The following is a 17,958-nucleotide window of genomic DNA, read 5'->3' on the forward strand; positions in this document are numbered from 1 at the left end:
CGGGGGAGCGCGGAGGCAGGATGGAACCATGAAGCTCACGAAGAAGTCGCACTCCTGCGTCCGCCTCGAGAAGGACGGCCGCACCCTCGTCCTCGACCCCGGCGGGTTCAGCGAGGAGGACGCCGCGCTCGGCGCGGACGCGATCCTCGTCACCCACGAGCACCCCGACCACTTCGACGAGTTCCGGCTGCGCGCCGCGATGGAGGACAACCCGGCCGCGCAGATCTGGACCCTGAGGTCCGTCGCCGAGAAGATCTCCTCGGCGTTCCCCGGCCGCGTGCACACCGTCGGCCACGGCGACACCTTCACCGCCGCCGGCTTCGAGGTCCAGGTCCACGGCGAGCTCCACGCGGTGATCCACCCGGACATCCCGCGGATCACCAACGTCGGCTTCCTCGTCGACGGCGGCAAGGTCTTCCACCCCGGCGACGCCCTCACCGTCCCCGGCCACCGGGTCGAGACGCTGATGCTCCCGGTGATGGCCCCCTGGAGCAAGATCTCCGAGGTCATCGACTACGTCCGCGAGGTCAGGCCGCAGCGCGCCTACGACATCCACGACGCCCTGCTCACCGACCTGGCCCGCCCCATCTACGACCGCCAGATCGGGCAGCTCGGCGGCTCGGAGCACCTGCGGCTGACGCCGGGAGACTCCGCCGAGGTCTGAGGCTCCGGGGCACCGGGCCGCGTTGTCAGACCCGCCGGGTAGGTTGTGGGACATGCGCATCGCGACCTGGAACGTGAACTCGATCACCGCCCGCCTGCCGAGGCTCCTGGCCTGGCTGGAGAGCAGCGGCACGGACGTGCTGTGTCTCCAGGAGGCCAAGGTCGCCGAGGACCAGTTCCCGACGGAGCAGCTGCGCGAGCTGGGCTACGAGGCGGCGGTCCACGCGACGGGCCGGTGGAACGGCGTGGCGGTGCTGTCCCGCGTCGGCATCGAGGACGTCGTCAAGGGCCTGCCCGGCGACCCCGGTTTCGACGGCTCGGTGGAGCCCCGCGCCATCTCGGCGACGTGCGGCCCGCTCCGCGTCTGGTCGGTCTACGTGCCCAACGGCCGTGAGGTGGACCACCCCCACTACGCCTACAAGCTCCAGTGGTTCGAGGCCCTCAAGGCCGCCGTCGCCGGTGACGCGTCCGGCAGCCGCCCCTTCGCGGTGATGGGCGACTACAACGTGGCACCGACGGACGACGACGTCTACGACCGCGCGGCCTTCGAGGGCTCCACCCACGTCACCCCGGCCGAGCGAGCGGCCCTCGCCTCCCTGCGCGAGGCCGGTCTGTCCGACGTGGTCCCGCGGCCCCTCAAGTACGAGCACCCGTTCACGTACTGGGACTACCGCCAGCTCTGCTTCCCGAAGAACCGCGGCATGCGCATTGACTTGGTGTACGCCAACCAGCCGTTCACGAAGGCCGTCAAGGACGCGTACGTGGACCGCGAGGAGCGCAAGGGCAAGGGCGCGTCGGACCACGCGCCGGTCGTGGTGGACCTCGACGTCTAGAACTGCCTGATACCTGACCCACGCGACATCCCCTAGAGCAGCCGCAGGTCGACCGAGTCCGCCAGGGCCGCCAGCCCCGCGTCGCCCGGATGCAGATGGTCCCCGCTGTCGTACGCGGGCAGCATCCGGGACGGCCGCTGCGGGTCCCGGACCACCGCGTCGAAGTCGAGTACGCCGTCGAAGACCCCGCCGTCCCGGATCCACTCGTTCACCGCGACCCGCTCGGCGTCGACGGTGGCCGTGCAGCGCGCCTCGCCCTCGCACGGCAGGATCGTCGCCGCGAGCATCCTGAGGCCCCGGGCGTGCCCGCGTGCCGCCAGCTCGCGCAGACCCGCGATCACCTGCTCCGCCGAAGTGTCCCACCGCAGGTCGTTGATGCCTTCGAAGACGACGGCCGTACGGGCCGACGGCTGGGCGAGGACGTCCCGGTCGAACCGGTGCAGGGCGCTCACCCCGGCCGCGTCCGTGGACACCCCGTCGCCGGGATACCGGTCGGTGACCACGCGGTTGCCCGAGATGCCCTGGTTCAGTACGCCGTAGCGCGGGACCTCGGTCTGCTTCAGCAGCCGGCCGGCCAGCACGTCCGGCCACCGCCGGTTCGCGTCCACCGTGGACTTGTCGCCGTCGGTGATGGAGTCCCCGAGCAGCACGACGGACCCGGGTCCGCCGCTCACGTCGACCCCGGCGAGCAGCGGCCAGCCGGTGATCACCGATGTGTACGCGTCCGCGGAGCCGTCCGCCGCGTGGTCGCCCGGCCCGCTGACGTAGGACCGCTGCTGCGCGAGCCGGTGCACGGGCGCCGCCGCCACCGTGCCGGGCAGGTGGAAGCTCACCAGCAGGTCGGCGCCCGCCGGGACGGCGAAGCCCAGCGGATCGCTGTACGCCTGGGCCCCGGCCGGGAGCTCCACGCCCCCCGCGCCTCCGAAGGACAGCGGCACCGGCGTCCCGCGTGCCGCCGCGCCCGCCGCCTGCACCGCCACCGTCGCGCTGCCGATCCGTACCGGCGCCGCCGCGAAGGTGTTGTCGAACCGCACCCGCACCCGGGGACCACCGGCCGACGTGTGCACCACGAGCCGCAGCGTCCGGTCCGTCCAGGGCCCGACGGCGGTGTAGCCGGACGTGGACGTCGTCCAGCTGCCCGTCCAGCCCCGCGTCGCGGTCCGGACCGACACCGCGAAGACGTGCAGTCCGGCCGCGCGCGGCAGCCGGACCGAGGCGACCGGGCGCCCCGGCACCAGCGGCACCGTCACGACGTACAGGCGAGCCCGCTCGGCGAGTTGCCCGCCGGGCGTGTTGATGTGCGGCAGGGCCACCGCCTTCGTGGCGAGCGGCCCGGTGCGCCAGTCGGGCGCGGTCAGCCGGTACCCGGAGCGGGTGCCGTTCGCGTACGTGATCACGCCCGGGCCGCCCACTTCATTGCCGGAGGTGCCCGCCACCAGGAAGGCGAGGGCGTCCCCGCGCCCCGTGACGCGTACGTCCTGGCCGGCCGCGCGGACGTTGTCCGGCTCGCCGGGCTGCCGCCGCGGCCAGGTCAGCCGGGCTCCCTGAACGGTGAGGCCGCGGCCCGGCGTCCAGCCCGCGGCCGCGAGGTCCCGCGCCGACAGGGAGGCACCGGCACCGTCGAAGTCGGCCTGCTCGGGCTGTCCATCGTCGCTGACGGCGACGTTGTCGAACAGCCGCTCAAGCGGCACCGGCGCGGCCCGCCGCTCCTCGACGGCCTGCGCAGGCACCGCCGGCACCAGGGACCCGCACAGGGCCAGGACGATCAGGATCCCCCGGACACATCGGCGCACGGCCGACTCCTCCCCCTCATCGACACACGACGCAACAAGACGAAACGCAGGGACGGAACAGAAGACACGGCAAAAGCCGAGACGGACGAGGCACGACGCACGGTGAAACTAGGGAGACGGCAGAGGCACGTCAACGAGCCCTGCGCGAACTCGGCGTGAACTTGTCAGGTACCGGCGGGCCCGCGCGCCTGTGGTGCGTACGGCGGTACGAATGACACGCTGGGCTTATGAACATCCCTTTCCTGGGCAACCGGCGCCGGAAGCTCGGGGTTCCCGATCCGGCAGGCATCGCGGAACTCCTTGCCGAGTGTGAACTGCTCCGCTCCCAGGCGTCCCGGGCGGGTGTCCGGCTGGACGACTCGGCGGCCTCGCTGGAGGCGCTGGACCAGCTCGTGCCACTCTGGCGGGACGACGAGGAGACCCTGACCTGGCTCGGCAACGACGCCGGGCTCTACCTGGGCACCGTCATCGTGCGCACCGTGCCCGGAGCGGCCTGGGAGATCCGGTCCGACGGGCAGCCCGTCGTGCGGCTCGCCTCCGGCCGGGAGTTCGACGTCGTGGACTCCGGTCACGAATGGGCCGCGAACGGCGTGCCCGAGCTGTCCCAGCTGTACGCAGAAGTCGCGGAGGCGTGAGACTGGTCTTCAGAACCCTTGATCCTCAGAACCGCTGATCCTCAGAACCTTTGGCCCAAAGTCCGCCGTAAATACGGCTAATGATCGAAAAGTGCGTGTCGCCGTTCAAGTCCGATCTTGCCTGGATACGTTGCGGCAACCACCACACAGCTGAGAGTGAGTAGGGCTGAGCATGGCCGTCGATCCGCTGATCGAGCTGCGTGACGTCAACAAGCACTTCGGGGAGCTGCATGTCCTCCAGGACATCAACCTCACCGTCGGCCGGGGGGAGGTGGTCGTGGTCATCGGCCCGTCGGGGTCGGGAAAGTCGACACTGTGCCGGGCGATCAACCGTCTGGAGACCATCGAGTCCGGACAGATCATCCTCGACGGGCAGCCGCTGCCGGAGGAGGGCAAGCCCCTCGCGCGGCTGCGCGCCGACGTCGGGATGGTCTTCCAGGCGTTCAACCTCTTCGCCCACAAGACCGTCCTGCAGAACCTCTCCCTGGGGCAGGTCAAGGTGCGCGGGCGCAAGAAGGAGGACGCCGACAAGCGCTCCCGTGAACTGCTCGACCGGGTCGGCGTCGCCGACCAGGCGGACAAGTACCCGGCGCAGCTCTCCGGCGGCCAGCAGCAGCGCGTGGCCATCGCCCGCGCACTGGCCATGGAGCCCAAGGCGATGCTCTTCGACGAGCCGACCTCGGCCCTCGACCCGGAGATGATCAACGAGGTGCTGGAGGTCATGAAGCAGCTGGCCCGCGACGGCATGACCATGATCGTCGTCACGCACGAGATGGGCTTCGCCCGCTCGGCCGCCAACCGCGTCGTCTTCATGGCCGACGGCCGGATCGTCGAGGACCGCACCCCCGACGAGTTCTTCACCAACCCCACCAGCGACCGTGCCAAGGACTTCCTCTCCAAGATCCTCAAGCACTGAACGGCGGGGCTCCGGACGGCTCATCGCGTCGGACCTCGACTACGATGTGCCCTTCATCCCTGTCGGAGAGGGGGACTTCGCCGAATTCCGCCGATCCCGCCCGGGGTGAGCAGACCGCCCGCCCGCTCCGCGGGCCACTCCCGCCGGGTGCGGCCCCCACGGCCCTGTCGGCCACGGGGGCGGCGGTTCACATCGGCCAGGCCCGTCCGGCAGCAGCCGGAGATCACTGCTCGCGCAGCGGAACCGACACGTACGACGGGTCGTTCGCCGGCGAGGAGAAGGTCAGCTGCGCGCCGGACGGGTTGTGCTCGATGTAGAGCGGGTCGACCGTGTCGACGACCAGGGCGAGGCGGTGCTCGGCCGGGACGTCGTAGGCCGTGGAGTACAGCTCCAGGTCGACGCCGAACGGCTTTCCGGGGGTGCGCCCGTGGAAGGTGTACGGCGCGTGGGAGACCAGCTTGCCGAGGCCGAGCGGCCCCACGTCGTACAGGTGGGCGACGAGGGTGCCGCTCTCCTTGGTCGGGGTGAGGGTCGTGTGCAACTTCACCGTCCCGCGGACCCGTTGGGCCGTGGCGTACTTCTCCGACTGCCACACGGCGGCCCAGCGGCGGGGGAGCAGCGGGATGGAGGCGATCGGGGGAAGCTGGGCCACCTGGTCGAGGATGCTGGACAGGAAGACGACCCCGCCGTCGGCCCCCGAGTTCACGTTGGTGCGGATCGTGGTCGTGCCCGCGAGGTCGATCTTCCGGTTCGTCGCGGCGACCGACTTCCAGTCGGGGTAGCCCTCGTAGCCGCCCGTGGAGCGGGACTTGAGCTGGACGGGCTGCTCCCGGTCGATGCCGTTGTCCTCGCCCCTGAGGTGGTGGTCGAACCAGCGCTCGGTGTCCTTCCATACGTCGTTGGGCAGTCCGAACAGGCCGGTCAGCTCGGCGGTGGCGTGGTCCCCGGGGCGCATCTCCAGCCGCTTCGGGCCGGTCAGCTTCTCGTAGAAGTCGGCGTACTGGTTGGGCGGGAAGATCGTGTCGCCCCAGGCGTTGGCGAGCATGACCGCCGTGCCGTTGTTGTTGATCCGGTCGACGTAGGTCGCAGCGGAACGTTTCTTCCCCCAGGCGATGAGCTCCGGCTCCTTCGCCAGGTTGGAGGCGTAGAAGTCGTCGAAGGTCTGCCGGAGTTCGGCGCTCTGGCGGCCCGTCACCAGGCTCGCGCCGTCCAGTAGGGCGGACGCCTGGACGTGCTGGGTGCGGCCGGCGTAGATCGAGTCGATCAGGTCCGCCCAGCCGCTCAGCGAGGCGACCGCGCGGACCCGCTTGTCGTGCGCGGCGGTGAGCAGGCTGATGCCGGCGCCGTAGGAGACGCCCGCCATGCCGATGTGCCCGGCGTCCGAGGGGGTGTTGGCGAGCGCCCAGTCGATGACCTTCGAGGCGTCGGCCACGTCGGGCGGGCCCGCGACTTCTATCTCGCCGCCCGACTGCCAGAAACCGCGCACGTTGTAGGTGACGACGACGTACCCGGAGTCGGCGAGCTTCTGGGCCTGGGCCAGATACTCCACCTGGGGCAGCCCCCAGCTCGTGGGCATGACGAGCAGCGGGTAGCGGTGCGTGCCGTCGGCTCCGGCCGGGGTGACGACGTTTGCCTTCAGGACGGTGCCGCCGTCGCCGGTGATGTCGACGAACCGGATCGGGTTCGGCGTCGCCTGGGCGGTGGGGGCGAGTCCGAGGGCTGTGCCGGCGACCAGGGTCGCCGAGACGGCGCCTACGGCGGTGGTGCGCAGGGCCTTGCGGTGGAGTCCCACGGGTCACTCCTCACTCGTGTCAGTGCAAAGTGACCAGACGGTAACCTCACCCCCTTACCCGGGGTAACCCGTCGGTAAGTTACGTGCCAGTAACGATTGTTGAGAAGTGGAGGACTTCAGGAGGCCCGGTGGCTGTTGCGTGGAGCCTGCGCGGGCAGCGGCGTCTGTGCCGCGCGCGTCACGTCCTCCACCAGTTCGACGACGTCCGGCCCGTACGCCTGCGAGTTGATCACCTTCAGCAGCAGCACGAACGAGTTGTTGCCGTACTTGCGGGACAGCCGCTCGTGGTTGCGGGCGAGGTAGCGGGTGGTGGCCTGGTTGGTGATCGACGTCTGGCCGCAGAAGAGGAAGACGGGACGGGTGTGCGGGCTCCGCTCCGCGGTGAGCCGGGCGAGCAGCGCGTACTCCTCCCTGCCGTTCTCCACGCGGTAGCGCTCGGAGCCGATCAGGAACGAGCCCCGGTCCGGGCTCGGTTCGGCGTCGACGTTCACCCGCACACCGGGCAGCAGGGAAGACAGGTGGGCCGCCATACGGCGGTTGGACGCCGGTCCGCCCACACAGAACTCGGTGCGCTCCCCGAAGCCCTGACGTGCCGTGTCGTGCGGCAGGATCTGGGCGTGGGCGTTGCAGTCCTTGATCAGCGCGGCGAGTTCGAGCAGCGCGAACACGTCGTAGCGCATCACGGCGAACTCGGGCCCCGCGGCGCCCCGGTTCACCACCAGCAGCGATTCCGAGTTGTCGGGCAGTCCGAAGAAGGCCTGCTTCCGGCGGAGCTTGCGCTTCCACAGGTAGGTGCGGGCCACCCAGCCGAGCGCTGCGCTGATGCCCGCCGCGACCACACCCAGGACGATGTTGCGCACGTCGTCATTCATGGGCGCGCATGGTAGCGGGCCCGACGCACCGGTGTTCGAGGCATTCCTGACGCGGCCATGGCTATGAATTAAGCTGCGCGGACGGCCTTTGACTGGAGGTGCGGATGCGTCGCCCTGTCGCACGGAATCTGACGGTCCTGGCGGTTTCTGCCGCCGTGGTGGTGTCGGTGGGAGGGGCGGCGCCGCCCGCCGCACAGAGCACCGGCGGTGAGAAAACGCCCCTGGCCGTCGGCTACGGCGGCGCCGTCTCCAGCGTCGACCGGGACGCCTCCGCGGCCGGGATCGAGGTCCTGCGCAAGGGCGGCAACGCCGTCGACGCGGCCGTCGCCACGGCCGCCGCGCTCGGCGTCACCGAGCCCTACTCGGCCGGCATCGGCGGAGGCGGCTACTTCGTCTACTACGACGCCAAGTCCCGTACGGTCCGCACCATCGACGGCCGGGAGACCGCCCCGCTGACCGCCGACAAGAACCTGTTCGTCGAGAACGGCAAGCCCGTCCCCTTCGCCCAGGCCGTCAGCAGCGGCCTGAGCGTCGGCACCCCGGGCACGCCCGCCACCTGGCAGACGGCGCTCGACCGGTGGGGCAGCAAACGGCTCGCGAGCGTCCTGAAGCCGGCCGAGCGGCTCGCCCGGGACGGTTTCACGGTCGACGAGACCTTCCGCTCGCAGACGGCGTCCAACGAGACCCGCTTCCGCTACTTCCCCGACACCGCCGAGCTGTTCCTGCCCGGCGGGCGGCTCCCCGTCGTCGGCTCCACCTTCAAGAACCCCGACCTCGCCCGCACCTACGCGGAGCTGGCCCGCAAGGGCGTAGGCGCCCTCTACCGCGGGGACATCGGCCGGGACGTCGTCGACACGGTCAACAAACCGCCCGTCGACCCCTCCTCCGGCTGGAACGCCCGCCCCGGCGACCTGTCCGAGAGGGACCTGGCCGCTTACCGCACCAAGCTCCAGGCACCCACCAGATCCTCGTACCGCGGCCTCGGCGTCTACTCCATGGCACCGTCCTCCTCCGGCGGTACGACGGTCGGCGAGGCGCTCAACATCCTGGAGCGGACCGACCTGTCGAAGGTGAGCCAGGCGAAGTATCTGCACCGCTACATCGAGGCCAGCCGGATCGCCTTCGCGGACCGGGGCCGCTGGGTGGGCGACCCGGCCTTCGAGGACGTACCGACGAGGGAACTGCTGTCCCAGCGGTTCGCCGACTCACGCGAATGCCTGATCAAGGACGACGCGGTGCTCACGAGCCCTGTGGCGCCGGGTGATCCGCGCGACCCGAAGGCGTGCGGCTCCGGTGGTACGGCCGCTCCGACGACGTACGAAGGCGACAGCACGACGCACCTGACGGTGGCCGACAAGTGGGGGAACGTCGTCGCCTACACCCTCACGATCGAGCAGACCGGTGGCAGCGGGATCACCGTGCCGGGGCGGGGGTTCATCCTTAACAACGAGTTGACGGACTTCTCCTTCACCCCGGCGAACCCCGCGGTGCACGACCCGAACCTGCCGGGGCCGGGGAAGCGGCCGCGGTCGTCCATGTCGCCGACGATCGTTCTCGACCGGCACGACAAGCCCGTGGTGGCGCTGGGGTCGCCGGGTGGGGCGACCATCATCACGACGGTTCTGCAGACGCTCACCGGGTTCCTCGACCGGGGGTTGCCGCTCGTCGACGCGATCGCGGCGCCGCGGGCCAGTCAGCGGAATGCTGCGCAGACCGAGCTGGAACCGGGGCTGTACGACAACGCCGGGTTGAGGAAGCAGTTGGAGGCCATCGGGCACTCCTTCAAGTCGAACCCGGAGATCGGTGCGGCTACGGGGGTTCAGCGGCTGCCAGGTGGGAAGTGGCTGGCCGCGGCCGAGACCGTGCGGCGGGGTGGTGGATCGGCCATGGTGGTGCGGCCTGTGCGTTGAGTTCCGCCTGACAGGTGCGTGGGGGCTGGTCGCGCAGTTCCCCGCGCCCCTGTCAGGGCGTTGCACTCGCCTGCGTTTGGAAACTCAAGTGGCCGTCCTCCACGTCCACCGTCACCCGGCCGCCCTCCGCGACCCTGCCGTCCAGCAAGAGCCGGGACAGTTCGTTGTCCACCTCGCGCTGGATCGTGCGGCGCAGCGGGCGGGCGCCGTACTCCGGCTGGTAGCCGTGGTCGGCCAGCCATTCCACCGCTCGGTCGGTGAAGGTCACCGAGATGCCCTTGCTCTGCACGAGGGACCTGGTGCGGTCCAGCAGGAGGTCGGTGATCCGGCGGAGCTGTTCCGTGCTGAGCTGGCGGAAGACGACGATCTCGTCGATGCGGTTGAGGAACTCGGGGCGGAAGTGCTCGCGCAGGGGGCGCAGGATCTGTTCGCGCCGGGCCTCCTCGTCCGCGTCCGCGCCGCCCGACGCGAAGCCCACGGAGGCGCCGCGGCGGGTGATCGCCTCGGAGCCGAGGTTGCTGGTCATCACGATGACGGTGTTGGTGAAGTCGACCGTGCGGCCCTGGGAGTCGGTGAGGCGGCCGTCGTCGAGGACCTGGAGCAGGATGTTGAAGACGTCCGGGTGGGCCTTCTCCACCTCGTCCAGCAGGAGCAGCGAGTACGGGTGCCGCCGTACGACCTCGGTGAGCTGACCGGCCTCCTCGTGGCCGACGTAGCCGGGCGGGGCGCCGACCAGACGGCTGACCGTGTGCCGCTCCTGGTACTCGCTCATGTCGAGGCGGACCATGCGGTCCTCGCTGCCGAACAAGGCCTCGGCGAGCGCCCGGGCCAGCTCGGTCTTGCCGACGCCGGTCGGGCCGAGGAACAGGAAGCTGCCGATCGGCCGGTCGGGGCTGGCGAGCCCGGCGCGGGATCGCAGCACCGCGTCCGAGACGACCCGCACGGCCTCGTCCTGGCCGACCACCCGCTCGTGCAGATGCTCCTCCAGGCGCAGCAGGCGGTCCTTCTCCTCCTGGGTGAGGCTGCTGACCGGGATGCCGGTCTGCCGGGACACCACCTCGGCGATCGCCTCGGCCTCGACCACCAGGTCCTGGCCCTCGTCGATCTCGTGGTCGCCGCCCGCCTGGGTGATCCGCAGCTTCAGGTCCATGATCCGGTCGCGCAACTGGGTGGCCTGCTCGTAACTCTCGTCCGCGACCGCCTGGTCCTTGTCCCGGATCAGCTGCTCCAGCTCCCGCTCCATGCCCCGTACGTCGGTGCCCTTGGTGCGGGCGCGCAGCCGGACCCGGGCACCGGCCTGGTCGATCAGGTCGATCGCCTTGTCGGGCAGCCGCCGGTCGGTGAGGTAGCGGTCGGACAGCTCCACGGCGGCGACCAGCGCCTCGTCCGTGTAGCGGACCTGGTGGTGGGCCTCGTAGCGGTCCTGGAGGCCGCGCAGGATCTCGATCGCGTCCGCCGCGGTCGGTTCCGGCACCATGATCGGCTGGAAGCGGCGGGCCAGCGCCGCGTCCTTCTCGATCCGGCGGTACTCCTCCAGCGTGGTGGCGCCCACGATGTGCAGCTCGCCGCGGGCGAGGGCCGGCTTGAGGATGTTCCCGGCGTCCATGGAGCTGCCGTCGCCGCCACCGGCACCGGCGCCCACGACCGTGTGCAGCTCGTCGATGAAGATGATCAACTGCTCGGAGTGGGCGCGGATCTCGCCGACGATGTTGTTCATCCGCTCCTCGAAGTCACCCCGGTAGCGGGTGCCCGCGACCACGCCCGTCAGGTCCAGGGCGACCACACGGCGCCCGGTCAGCACATCGGGCACGTCCCCCTCGGAGATGCGCTGCGCCAGCCCCTCCACGATGGCGGTCTTGCCGACGCCCGCGTCACCGATCAGCACCGGGTTGTTCTTGCCGCGGCGGGAGAGCACCTCGACGGTCTGCTCGATCTCCTCGTCCCGGCCGATCACCGGGTCGATACGGCCCTGCCGGGCCAGTTCGGTGAGGTCACGGCCGTACTTGTCGAGGGTCGGCGTGTTCGTCGGGCGCGGCCGCTCGGCCTGGGGGGCCTCCGGCGCCTCGGGCGGGTTGGAGGGGGCGAAGCGGGCCGCGTTCAGGATGTGCCCGGCGGCCGAGTCGGGGTTCGAGGCCAGGGCGCTGAGCACGTGTTCCGGCCCGATGTAGCCGTAGCCGCGGGCCCGGGCCATGTCGTGCGCGTCCAGCAGGGCGCGCTTGGCGGCCGGGGTGAGGGAGAGCGCGGTCGGCGGCGGTGCGTCGTCCGGGGTGTGCTGGGCCGGGCCCGACCGCTCGTCGATCTGCGACGCCAGCGAGTCGGGGTTCGCGCCGGCCTTGGTCAGCAGAGTCCTGGTGGGCTCGGTGGCCAGCGCCGCCCGCAGCAGGTGTTCCGTGTCGAGGTCCCGGCTGCCGTGCTCGGCGGCGTACTGGGCGGCGCCGCGGACGAGCTCCCGGGCCGGCTGGCTGAGCAGCCGGCCGATGTCGATCTGCCGGGGACCCGGACGCGGTCCGCCGAAGAAGCGTGCGAGGAATTCTCCGAAGGGATCCGAGCCGTAGCCCTCCGGGCTGGTGAAGCCGCTGCTCATGGGCCTTCCGTTCCCGGCGTCCCCGGCGCGCGGGCGGGGGACGCCCTCGCTGGTCGACGTGCCGGGGTCGGGTAACCCGGGTGGCAGCCGGTTACACCTGGGGCGCGCTCGTAGAACACCTTCGCACGATCGTGGACAAGGGGCACCTTCGGGGCGTAGCTGGGCAATCCCGGCGGATCTCGGCGTGCGGTCAGGAATCAGCGTGCGGTCAGGAATCAGCGTGCGGTCAGGAATCAGCGCGCGGTCAGGAATCAGCGCGCGGTCAGGAATCAGCGTGCGGTCAGGATCCTCGGCCCCGCGTCCGTGATCGCCACCGTGTGCTCCGCGTGGGCCGCGCGGGAGCCGTCGTCCGTCATCAGGGTCCAGCCGTCGGGGGCCGGGTGAAAGGTGTCGATGCCGCCCGCGATGACCATGGGTTCGATCGCCAGCGCCATGCCGTGCCTCAGGCGCATGCCGCGCCGCGGGCGGCCCTCGTTCGGCACCCCTGGGTCCTCGTGCATCCGGCGGCCGATGCCGTGGCCGCCGAAACCGTCGGGGATGCCGTAACCCGCGGCACGGCAGACGGTGCCGATCGCGTGGGCGATGTCGCCGATGCGGTTGCCGACGACGGCGGCCTCGATGCCGGCCGCGAGGGCCCGCTCGGCGGTCTCGATCAGGCGCAGGTCGGCCTCGCGCGGGGTGCCCACGACGAAGCTGAGCGCGGAGTCGCCGACCCAGCCGCCCAGTTCCGCGCCGAAGTCGATGGAGACCAGGTCGCCGTCGCGCAGCCGGTAGCGGGTCGGGATGCCGTGCACGATCGCGTCGTTGACCGAGACGCAGAGGACGGCGGGGAAGGGGGTGGGTGCGAAGGACGGCCGGTAGCCGAGGAAGGGCGAGGTCGCTCCCGCCTCGCGCAGCACGTCATGCGCCACCTCGTCCAGCTCCAACAGGGAGACGCCCACGTCAGCGGCCTTCTGTGCGGCCGTCAGGGCGCGGGCGACGACCTGGCCCGCCTCGTACATCGCGTCGATGGAGGTGTCTGTCTTCAGCTCAACCATGCCAATTACTATACCGGTATTAGAATGGGGGCATGGTGCGCACCCCTCTCACCCCCGAAGAGCGCGAACGCGGCGAGCGGCTCGGCCGGCTCCTGCGTGCGGCGCGTGGCGACCGGAGCATGGCGGAGGTCGCCGCGCGTGCGGGCATCTCCCCGGAGACGCTCCGGAAGATCGAGACCGGGCGGGCTCCGACCCCGGCCTTCTTCACGGTGGCCGCGCTGGCGGGCACGCTCGGGCTGTCGATGGACGAACTGGCCGGGCAGTGCGTGCTGGTGCCGGTCTGACGGCGATGAGGCTCCTGCGCCCCGTGTGAAAACTCCCCGTAGCACCGCTGTAACACGACTGGTGTTGCCTACTGACCGGAGTGCTCCGGTCTAGCGGGAGTTGAGCGATGGCGGCGGATCGGCTCCCGGATGTAGTACGGGAGTTCGCGCATTACCTGGACGGTCTGCTGGCACGCCTGGACCCGTCCGGGGGTTGGTGCGCGGTCTTCTGGCAGCGTGACCCCGAGGGCATGCGGGCCTGTCTCGACGGGCGTGAGATGCCGCCCTGGGACGTGGTCGAGGCGCTGTTGCAGGACCTCGCCGGGCAGTACGGCCCGGGGGGCGCGGGCCCGGAGACGGAACGCGCCCGGTCCCTGCATGCCGCCGCGCTCGCCGCGTACGACGCCGGGCCCGGCGGCCGCGACGCCCTCCGGGACCGGCTCGACGTCATGCTCCGCGAGCAGAAATACGCCGCCGAACGCCAGGCGGACCTGATCCGCCTCCTCGCCACCGCCGCCACCCGCGAGGAGGCCGACGCCCTCCGCCTCGACTTCGCCTGGGCCCACGACGACCACGAGCGCGCGACAGCGCGCTGCGCGGAACTCCGGGCGCGGATGGCCGACTTGGACCGCCGCGAGCGGGACGTGCCCCACTCGGCGTGGGGTTCCGGGGACGGACGGGACGCCGGCGTGCCGGGGGCCGCCGCGGGTGTGTCCGGCGGCGCGGGCGCGGCGAAGGACGCGGCCCCAGGCGGACGGCGCGGCCCGCGCGGCGGCTCTTCGGACGACGACGGCACGTGGTCGGGCGCATGGCGCAGGCCGAACGGCGGAGGCTTCGCGGCGGCGGACGGGGATGCGCGACCAGGGCCCGGCACGGGGGCGAGTCCCGGTGCGGCGGCGGATGGTGGTCGGCCGGCAGGGGGTCGTGCGTATACGGATGACTGGCCGGTATCGGGCGGTGGTCGTGAGCATGCTGATGCTGGTCCGGCGTTTGGCGGTGGTCGTGGCTATGAGGGTGGTGGCCCGGCGTCGGACAGCACCCGCGGCCATGAGGGTGGCGGCCCGGTATCGGACCGGGGCCGTATGCGATCAGCCCCTGGCGGCCCGTACGACCCCGGGGCACCTGCCACGCCGGGGCACCGCGAGGAGCCGCCGTCAGCCGTGACGGGTTCCGCCGGTCGTCACGACCCCCGGCACGCGGACACGAGCGCGGAGACGGAACGCCGGGCCGATGACCAGGGCCGTGCGTATCAGGCGGGCGGGACCACGTCCCGGGAAGAGACGTCCGGTGGCTTCGCGGCTCCGGGTGGGCGGGCGGATGCCCGTGGCGGTGAGTATGCAGCGGGCCGGGCTGCCTCTGGGGAAGCCGGGGCCGGTGGCGCGTCCGGTGGTTTCGCGACGGCTCCGGGCGGCCGGGCCGAGGCCCAGGACCGTGCGTATCCGGCGGGCGGGGCCGTCTCCCGGCCGGCCGCGGTCGGCCACGCCGCCGACGCCCTCCAGGGCGGCCCTGGTCATACCGACCGCACCTCATGGGAAGCCGCCACTGGAAACTCGCCCGCCGCCCCGCCCCCAGTCGGTTCCGAACCCACGGCCCCCCAGCCCGTCACCCCCAAGCAGCGCAAGCGCCGCCGCGGCGGTGCCCGGTTCGCCGGGATGGTCGAGGAGGACGCCGCACCCGTCGCCGTGCCGCCCGCTGCCGTGCCGCCGCTCCCCGAACCCGCCCCCGTGACCGGCCGCCGTAAGCCGCGCGGTGCGCGGTTCGCCGGGGCCGCCGAAGAGGTGCGGGAGGAGCGGACGGAGCCGCGGGTCGCGGCCGACGGTGGGGCGGAGCGGAGGGACGTCGTGCAAGCCGTCGAGGCGCTCGCGCGGCTGCGGAAGGAGGGGCGCAGCGGCGAGGCGCACGCCCTGCTGGTCGAGGCCGCGACCTGGGCCCCGGCCCGGTTTCCGCTGCTCGCGCACGAGCTGGAGCGGGCCGGACTGGGTGCGGACTGGCAGACCCTGCTCTGGGAGGCCGCCTCGCTGCCCGCCGGGCGGCTGGTCGCCGCGGCGGACGCGCTGGGCGCGGCAGGCCGCGCGGCAGACGGGCGGCAGATCCTGCGGCAGGGAGTCGCCCGGCCCCCGGGCGAGATCGGCCAGGCCGTCCTCGGACTCGTCGCCGAGGGGCGTCACCGCGAGGTGCGGGCGCTGCTCGACGCGTACGTCAGAGCCCGCACCCCCGAGGAGGCGGCCCGCAGCGCCGAGCCCGGCCCGCAGACCCTCGTACCGCTCCTGCTGGAGGCCGCGCAGGGCGTGTCGGACGAGCGCCGCTGGGACCTCCTGCACGCCCTCCGGGTCGCCGGATTCCCCGCCTGACCGGGGAGGCCGTGCCCCCGGCGACTCACCCACAGGAGTGCGAATCGCGCCCGGCACCGCGGGTTGGCGACGATGGTCTTGGCAAGCCCGTGCGGGAGGCTTACGTTCGTGGCTCTACGGCTCGCTTCTACGGGCGTAGAGGCGCTGACGTCGCGTCGAAGGAGCAGCTCATGGCCAACGTCGTACGTGCCGCCCTGGTCCAGGCCACCTGGACCGGCGACACCGAGTCCATGGTGGCGAAACACGAGGAGCACGCCCGCGAGGCGGCCCGCCGGGGCGCGAAGATCATCGGTTTCCAGGAAGTCTTCAACAGCCCCTACTTCTGTCAGGTCGAGGAGCCGGAACACTACCGCTGGGCCGAGCCCGTCCCCGACGGGCCGACCGTACGGCGCATGCGGGCCCTCGCGCGCGAGACCGGCATGGTGATCGTCGCGCCGGTGTTCGAGGCGGAGCAGCCCGGCTTCTACTACAACACCGCGGCCGTGATCGACGCCGACGGCACCTACCTCGGCAAGTACCGCAAGCACCACATCCCGCAGCTCAAGGGCTTCCGCGAGAAGTTCTACTTCAAGCCCGGCAACCTCGGCTGGCCCGTCTTCGACACGGCGGCCGGCAAGGTCGGCGTCTACATCTGCTACGACCGCCACTTCCCGGAGGGCTGGCGGGAGCTCGGCCTGGCCGGCGCCCAGCTGGTCTACAACCCCTCCGCCACCCACCGGAGCCTGTCGTCCCACCTGTGGCGGCTGGAGCAGCCCGCGGCGGCCGTCGCCAACGCGTACTACATCGCCGCGATCAACCGCGTAGGCCAAGAGGAGTACGGCGAGAACGACTTCTACGGGACGAGCTACTTCGTCGACCCCCGCGGGCAGTTCGTGGGGGACCTCGCCAGCGACGGCCAGGAGGAGCTCGTGATCCGGGACCTGGACCTCGACCTCATCGAAGAAGTGCGGCAGACGTGGGCCTTCTACCGCGACCGCCGCCCCGACGCCTACGAAGGACTGGTGCAGCCGTGACCGACGACCTGCTGGGCCGCCACCGGGCCGTGCTCCCCGACTGGCTCGCCCTCTACTACGAGGACCCGCTCGAGATCACCCACGGCGAGGGCCGCCACGTCTGGGACGCCCACGGCAACCGGTACCTCGACTTCTTCGGCGGCATCCTCACCACGATGACCGCGCACGCCCTGCCCGAGGTGACCAAGGCGGTGAGCGAGCAGGCCGGGCGGATCGTCCACTCCTCGACCCTCTACCTCAACCGGCCGATGGTCGAACTCGCCGAGCGGGTGGCCAAGTTGAGCGGCATCCCGGACGCCCGCGTCTTCTTCACCACCTCCGGGACCGAGGCCAACGACACCGCCCTGCTGCTGGCCACGGCCTACCGGCGCAGCAACACGATCCTGGCCATGCGCAACAGCTACCACGGCCGCTCCTTCAGCTCGGTCGGCATCACCGGCAACCGCGGCTGGTCCCCGACCTCGCTGTCCCCGCTCCAGACGCTCTACGTCCACGGCGGGGTGCGCACCCGCGGCCCGTACGCCTCCCTCGGCGACGACGACTTCATCGCGGCCTGCGTCGAGGACCTGGTGGACCTGCTCGGGCACACCCGCGCGCCGGCCGCGCTGATCGCCGAACCCATCCAGGGCGTCGGCGGCTTCACCTCACCGCCGGACGGGCTGTACGCCGCCTTCCGCGAGGTGCTGCACGAGCGCGGCATCCTGTGGATCGCCGACGAGGTGCAGACCGGCTGGGGCCGCACCGGCGAGCACTTCTGGGGCTGGCAGGCCCACGGGCGGAACGGGCCGCCCGACATCATGACCTTCGCCAAGGGCATCGGCAACGGCATGTCCATCGGCGGTGTCGTCGCCCGCTCCGAGATCATGAACTGCCTGGACTCCAACAGCATCTCCACCTTCGGCGGCACCCAGATCACCATGGCGGCGGGCCTGGCCAATCTCAACTACCTGCTGGAACACGACCTCCAGGGCAACTCCCGGCGCGTCGGCGGCCTGCTCATCGAGCGGCTGCGGGCCGCCGCCGCGCAGGTGCCGGCCGTACGGGAGGTGCGCGGCCGCGGGCTGATGATCGGCATCGAGATCACCAAACCGGGGACCGACGAGGCCGACCCGCAGGCCGCCGCGGCCGTCCTGGAGGCGGCCCGCGAGGGCGGTCTGCTGATCGGCAAGGGCGGTGGCCACAACACCAGCTCGCTGCGCGTCGCCCCGCCGCTGTCCCTCAACGTCGCGGAGGCCGAGGAGGGCGCCGCGATCCTCGAGAACGCTCTGAGGAGCATCCAGTAGCAGTGACCTGAGA

Annotated in this window: 14 protein-coding genes; 9 read left to right on the top strand and 5 right to left on the bottom strand. The window is 71.7% G+C overall.

Annotated features, from left to right (window positions below; translation table 11 throughout):
* Window positions 1-28: 28 nt before the first annotated feature.
* The gene (locus CP976_RS35005; RefSeq protein WP_150483918.1) at window positions 29-664 is read left to right on the top strand and encodes an MBL fold metallo-hydrolase; all 636 of its coding nucleotides are present in this window, start codon (window positions 29-31) and stop codon (window positions 662-664) included.
* Between the two features lie 52 nt (window positions 665-716).
* Window positions 717-1,496 (top strand): exodeoxyribonuclease III, encoded by a 780-nt coding sequence (locus tag CP976_RS35010; RefSeq protein ID WP_150483919.1) that lies wholly within the window; start codon window positions 717-719, stop codon window positions 1,494-1,496.
* A gap of 32 nt (window positions 1,497-1,528) precedes the next feature.
* Here CP976_RS35010 and CP976_RS35015 read toward each other — a convergent pair whose 3' ends face one another.
* Window positions 1,529-3,289 (bottom strand): SGNH/GDSL hydrolase family protein, encoded by a 1,761-nt coding sequence (locus tag CP976_RS35015; RefSeq protein ID WP_150483920.1) that lies wholly within the window; start codon window positions 3,287-3,289, stop codon window positions 1,529-1,531.
* A 227-nt stretch (window positions 3,290-3,516) separates the two neighbouring features.
* Between CP976_RS35015 and CP976_RS35020 the strand changes: the two genes are divergently transcribed.
* Entirely contained in the window at window positions 3,517-3,924 is a 408-nt protein-coding gene (locus tag CP976_RS35020; protein ID WP_150483921.1) for a DUF6278 family protein, read from the top strand.
* Between the two features lie 172 nt (window positions 3,925-4,096).
* Entirely contained in the window at window positions 4,097-4,840 is a 744-nt protein-coding gene (locus tag CP976_RS35025; protein ID WP_086599465.1) for an amino acid ABC transporter ATP-binding protein, read from the top strand.
* 223 nt (window positions 4,841-5,063) lie between these two features.
* Here CP976_RS35025 and CP976_RS35030 read toward each other — a convergent pair whose 3' ends face one another.
* Both CP976_RS35030 and CP976_RS35035 read right to left on the bottom strand, forming a co-directional pair.
* On the bottom strand, window positions 5,064-6,632 hold the full coding sequence (locus tag CP976_RS35030; protein WP_150483922.1) for a CocE/NonD family hydrolase: 1,569 nt from the start codon (window positions 6,630-6,632) through the stop codon (window positions 5,064-5,066).
* A gap of 116 nt (window positions 6,633-6,748) precedes the next feature.
* The gene (locus CP976_RS35035; RefSeq protein WP_150483923.1) at window positions 6,749-7,504 is read right to left on the bottom strand and encodes a hypothetical protein; all 756 of its coding nucleotides are present in this window, start codon (window positions 7,502-7,504) and stop codon (window positions 6,749-6,751) included.
* A gap of 104 nt (window positions 7,505-7,608) precedes the next feature.
* Here CP976_RS35035 and ggt point away from each other — a divergent pair, with 104 nt between their 5' ends.
* Window positions 7,609-9,414, top strand: a complete 1,806-nt coding sequence (ggt, locus tag CP976_RS35040; RefSeq protein ID WP_150483924.1) for a gamma-glutamyltransferase — start codon at window positions 7,609-7,611, stop codon at window positions 9,412-9,414.
* 52 nt (window positions 9,415-9,466) lie between these two features.
* Here the strand turns inward: ggt and CP976_RS35045 are convergent, their stop codons facing one another.
* On the bottom strand, window positions 9,467-11,998 hold the full coding sequence (locus CP976_RS35045; RefSeq protein WP_150483925.1) for an ATP-dependent Clp protease ATP-binding subunit: 2,532 nt from the start codon (window positions 11,996-11,998) through the stop codon (window positions 9,467-9,469).
* A gap of 269 nt (window positions 11,999-12,267) precedes the next feature.
* Entirely contained in the window at window positions 12,268-13,035 is a 768-nt protein-coding gene (gene map, locus CP976_RS35050; protein ID WP_150483926.1) for a type I methionyl aminopeptidase, read from the bottom strand.
* A gap of 32 nt (window positions 13,036-13,067) precedes the next feature.
* On the opposite strand from map, the gene CP976_RS35055 reads away from it, so the two are divergent.
* The 4 genes from CP976_RS35055 (at window position 13,068) to CP976_RS35070 (ending at window position 17,945) form a co-directional block, all read left to right on the top strand.
* On the top strand, window positions 13,068-13,319 hold the full coding sequence (locus CP976_RS35055) for a helix-turn-helix domain-containing protein (protein WP_150483928.1): 252 nt from the start codon (window positions 13,068-13,070) through the stop codon (window positions 13,317-13,319).
* A 107-nt stretch (window positions 13,320-13,426) separates the two neighbouring features.
* Window positions 13,427-15,649: a hypothetical protein gene (locus CP976_RS35060; RefSeq protein ID WP_150483929.1), complete on the top strand. Its 2,223-nt coding sequence runs from the start codon at window positions 13,427-13,429 to the stop codon at window positions 15,647-15,649.
* A gap of 170 nt (window positions 15,650-15,819) precedes the next feature.
* Window positions 15,820-16,662: a nitrilase-related carbon-nitrogen hydrolase gene (locus CP976_RS35065; protein WP_150483930.1), complete on the top strand. Its 843-nt coding sequence runs from the start codon at window positions 15,820-15,822 to the stop codon at window positions 16,660-16,662.
* A complete protein-coding gene (locus tag CP976_RS35070; RefSeq protein WP_150483931.1) occupies window positions 16,659-17,945 on the top strand; it encodes an aspartate aminotransferase family protein in 1,287 nt (428 codons plus the stop codon). The genes CP976_RS35065 and CP976_RS35070 overlap by 4 nt, the downstream gene beginning before the upstream one ends.
* Window positions 17,946-17,958 lie beyond the last annotated feature (13 nt).

It is taken from the genome of Streptomyces coeruleorubidus, assembly GCF_008705135.1.
In the GTDB taxonomy this organism is placed as follows: domain Bacteria; phylum Actinomycetota; class Actinomycetes; order Streptomycetales; family Streptomycetaceae; genus Streptomyces; species Streptomyces coeruleofuscus.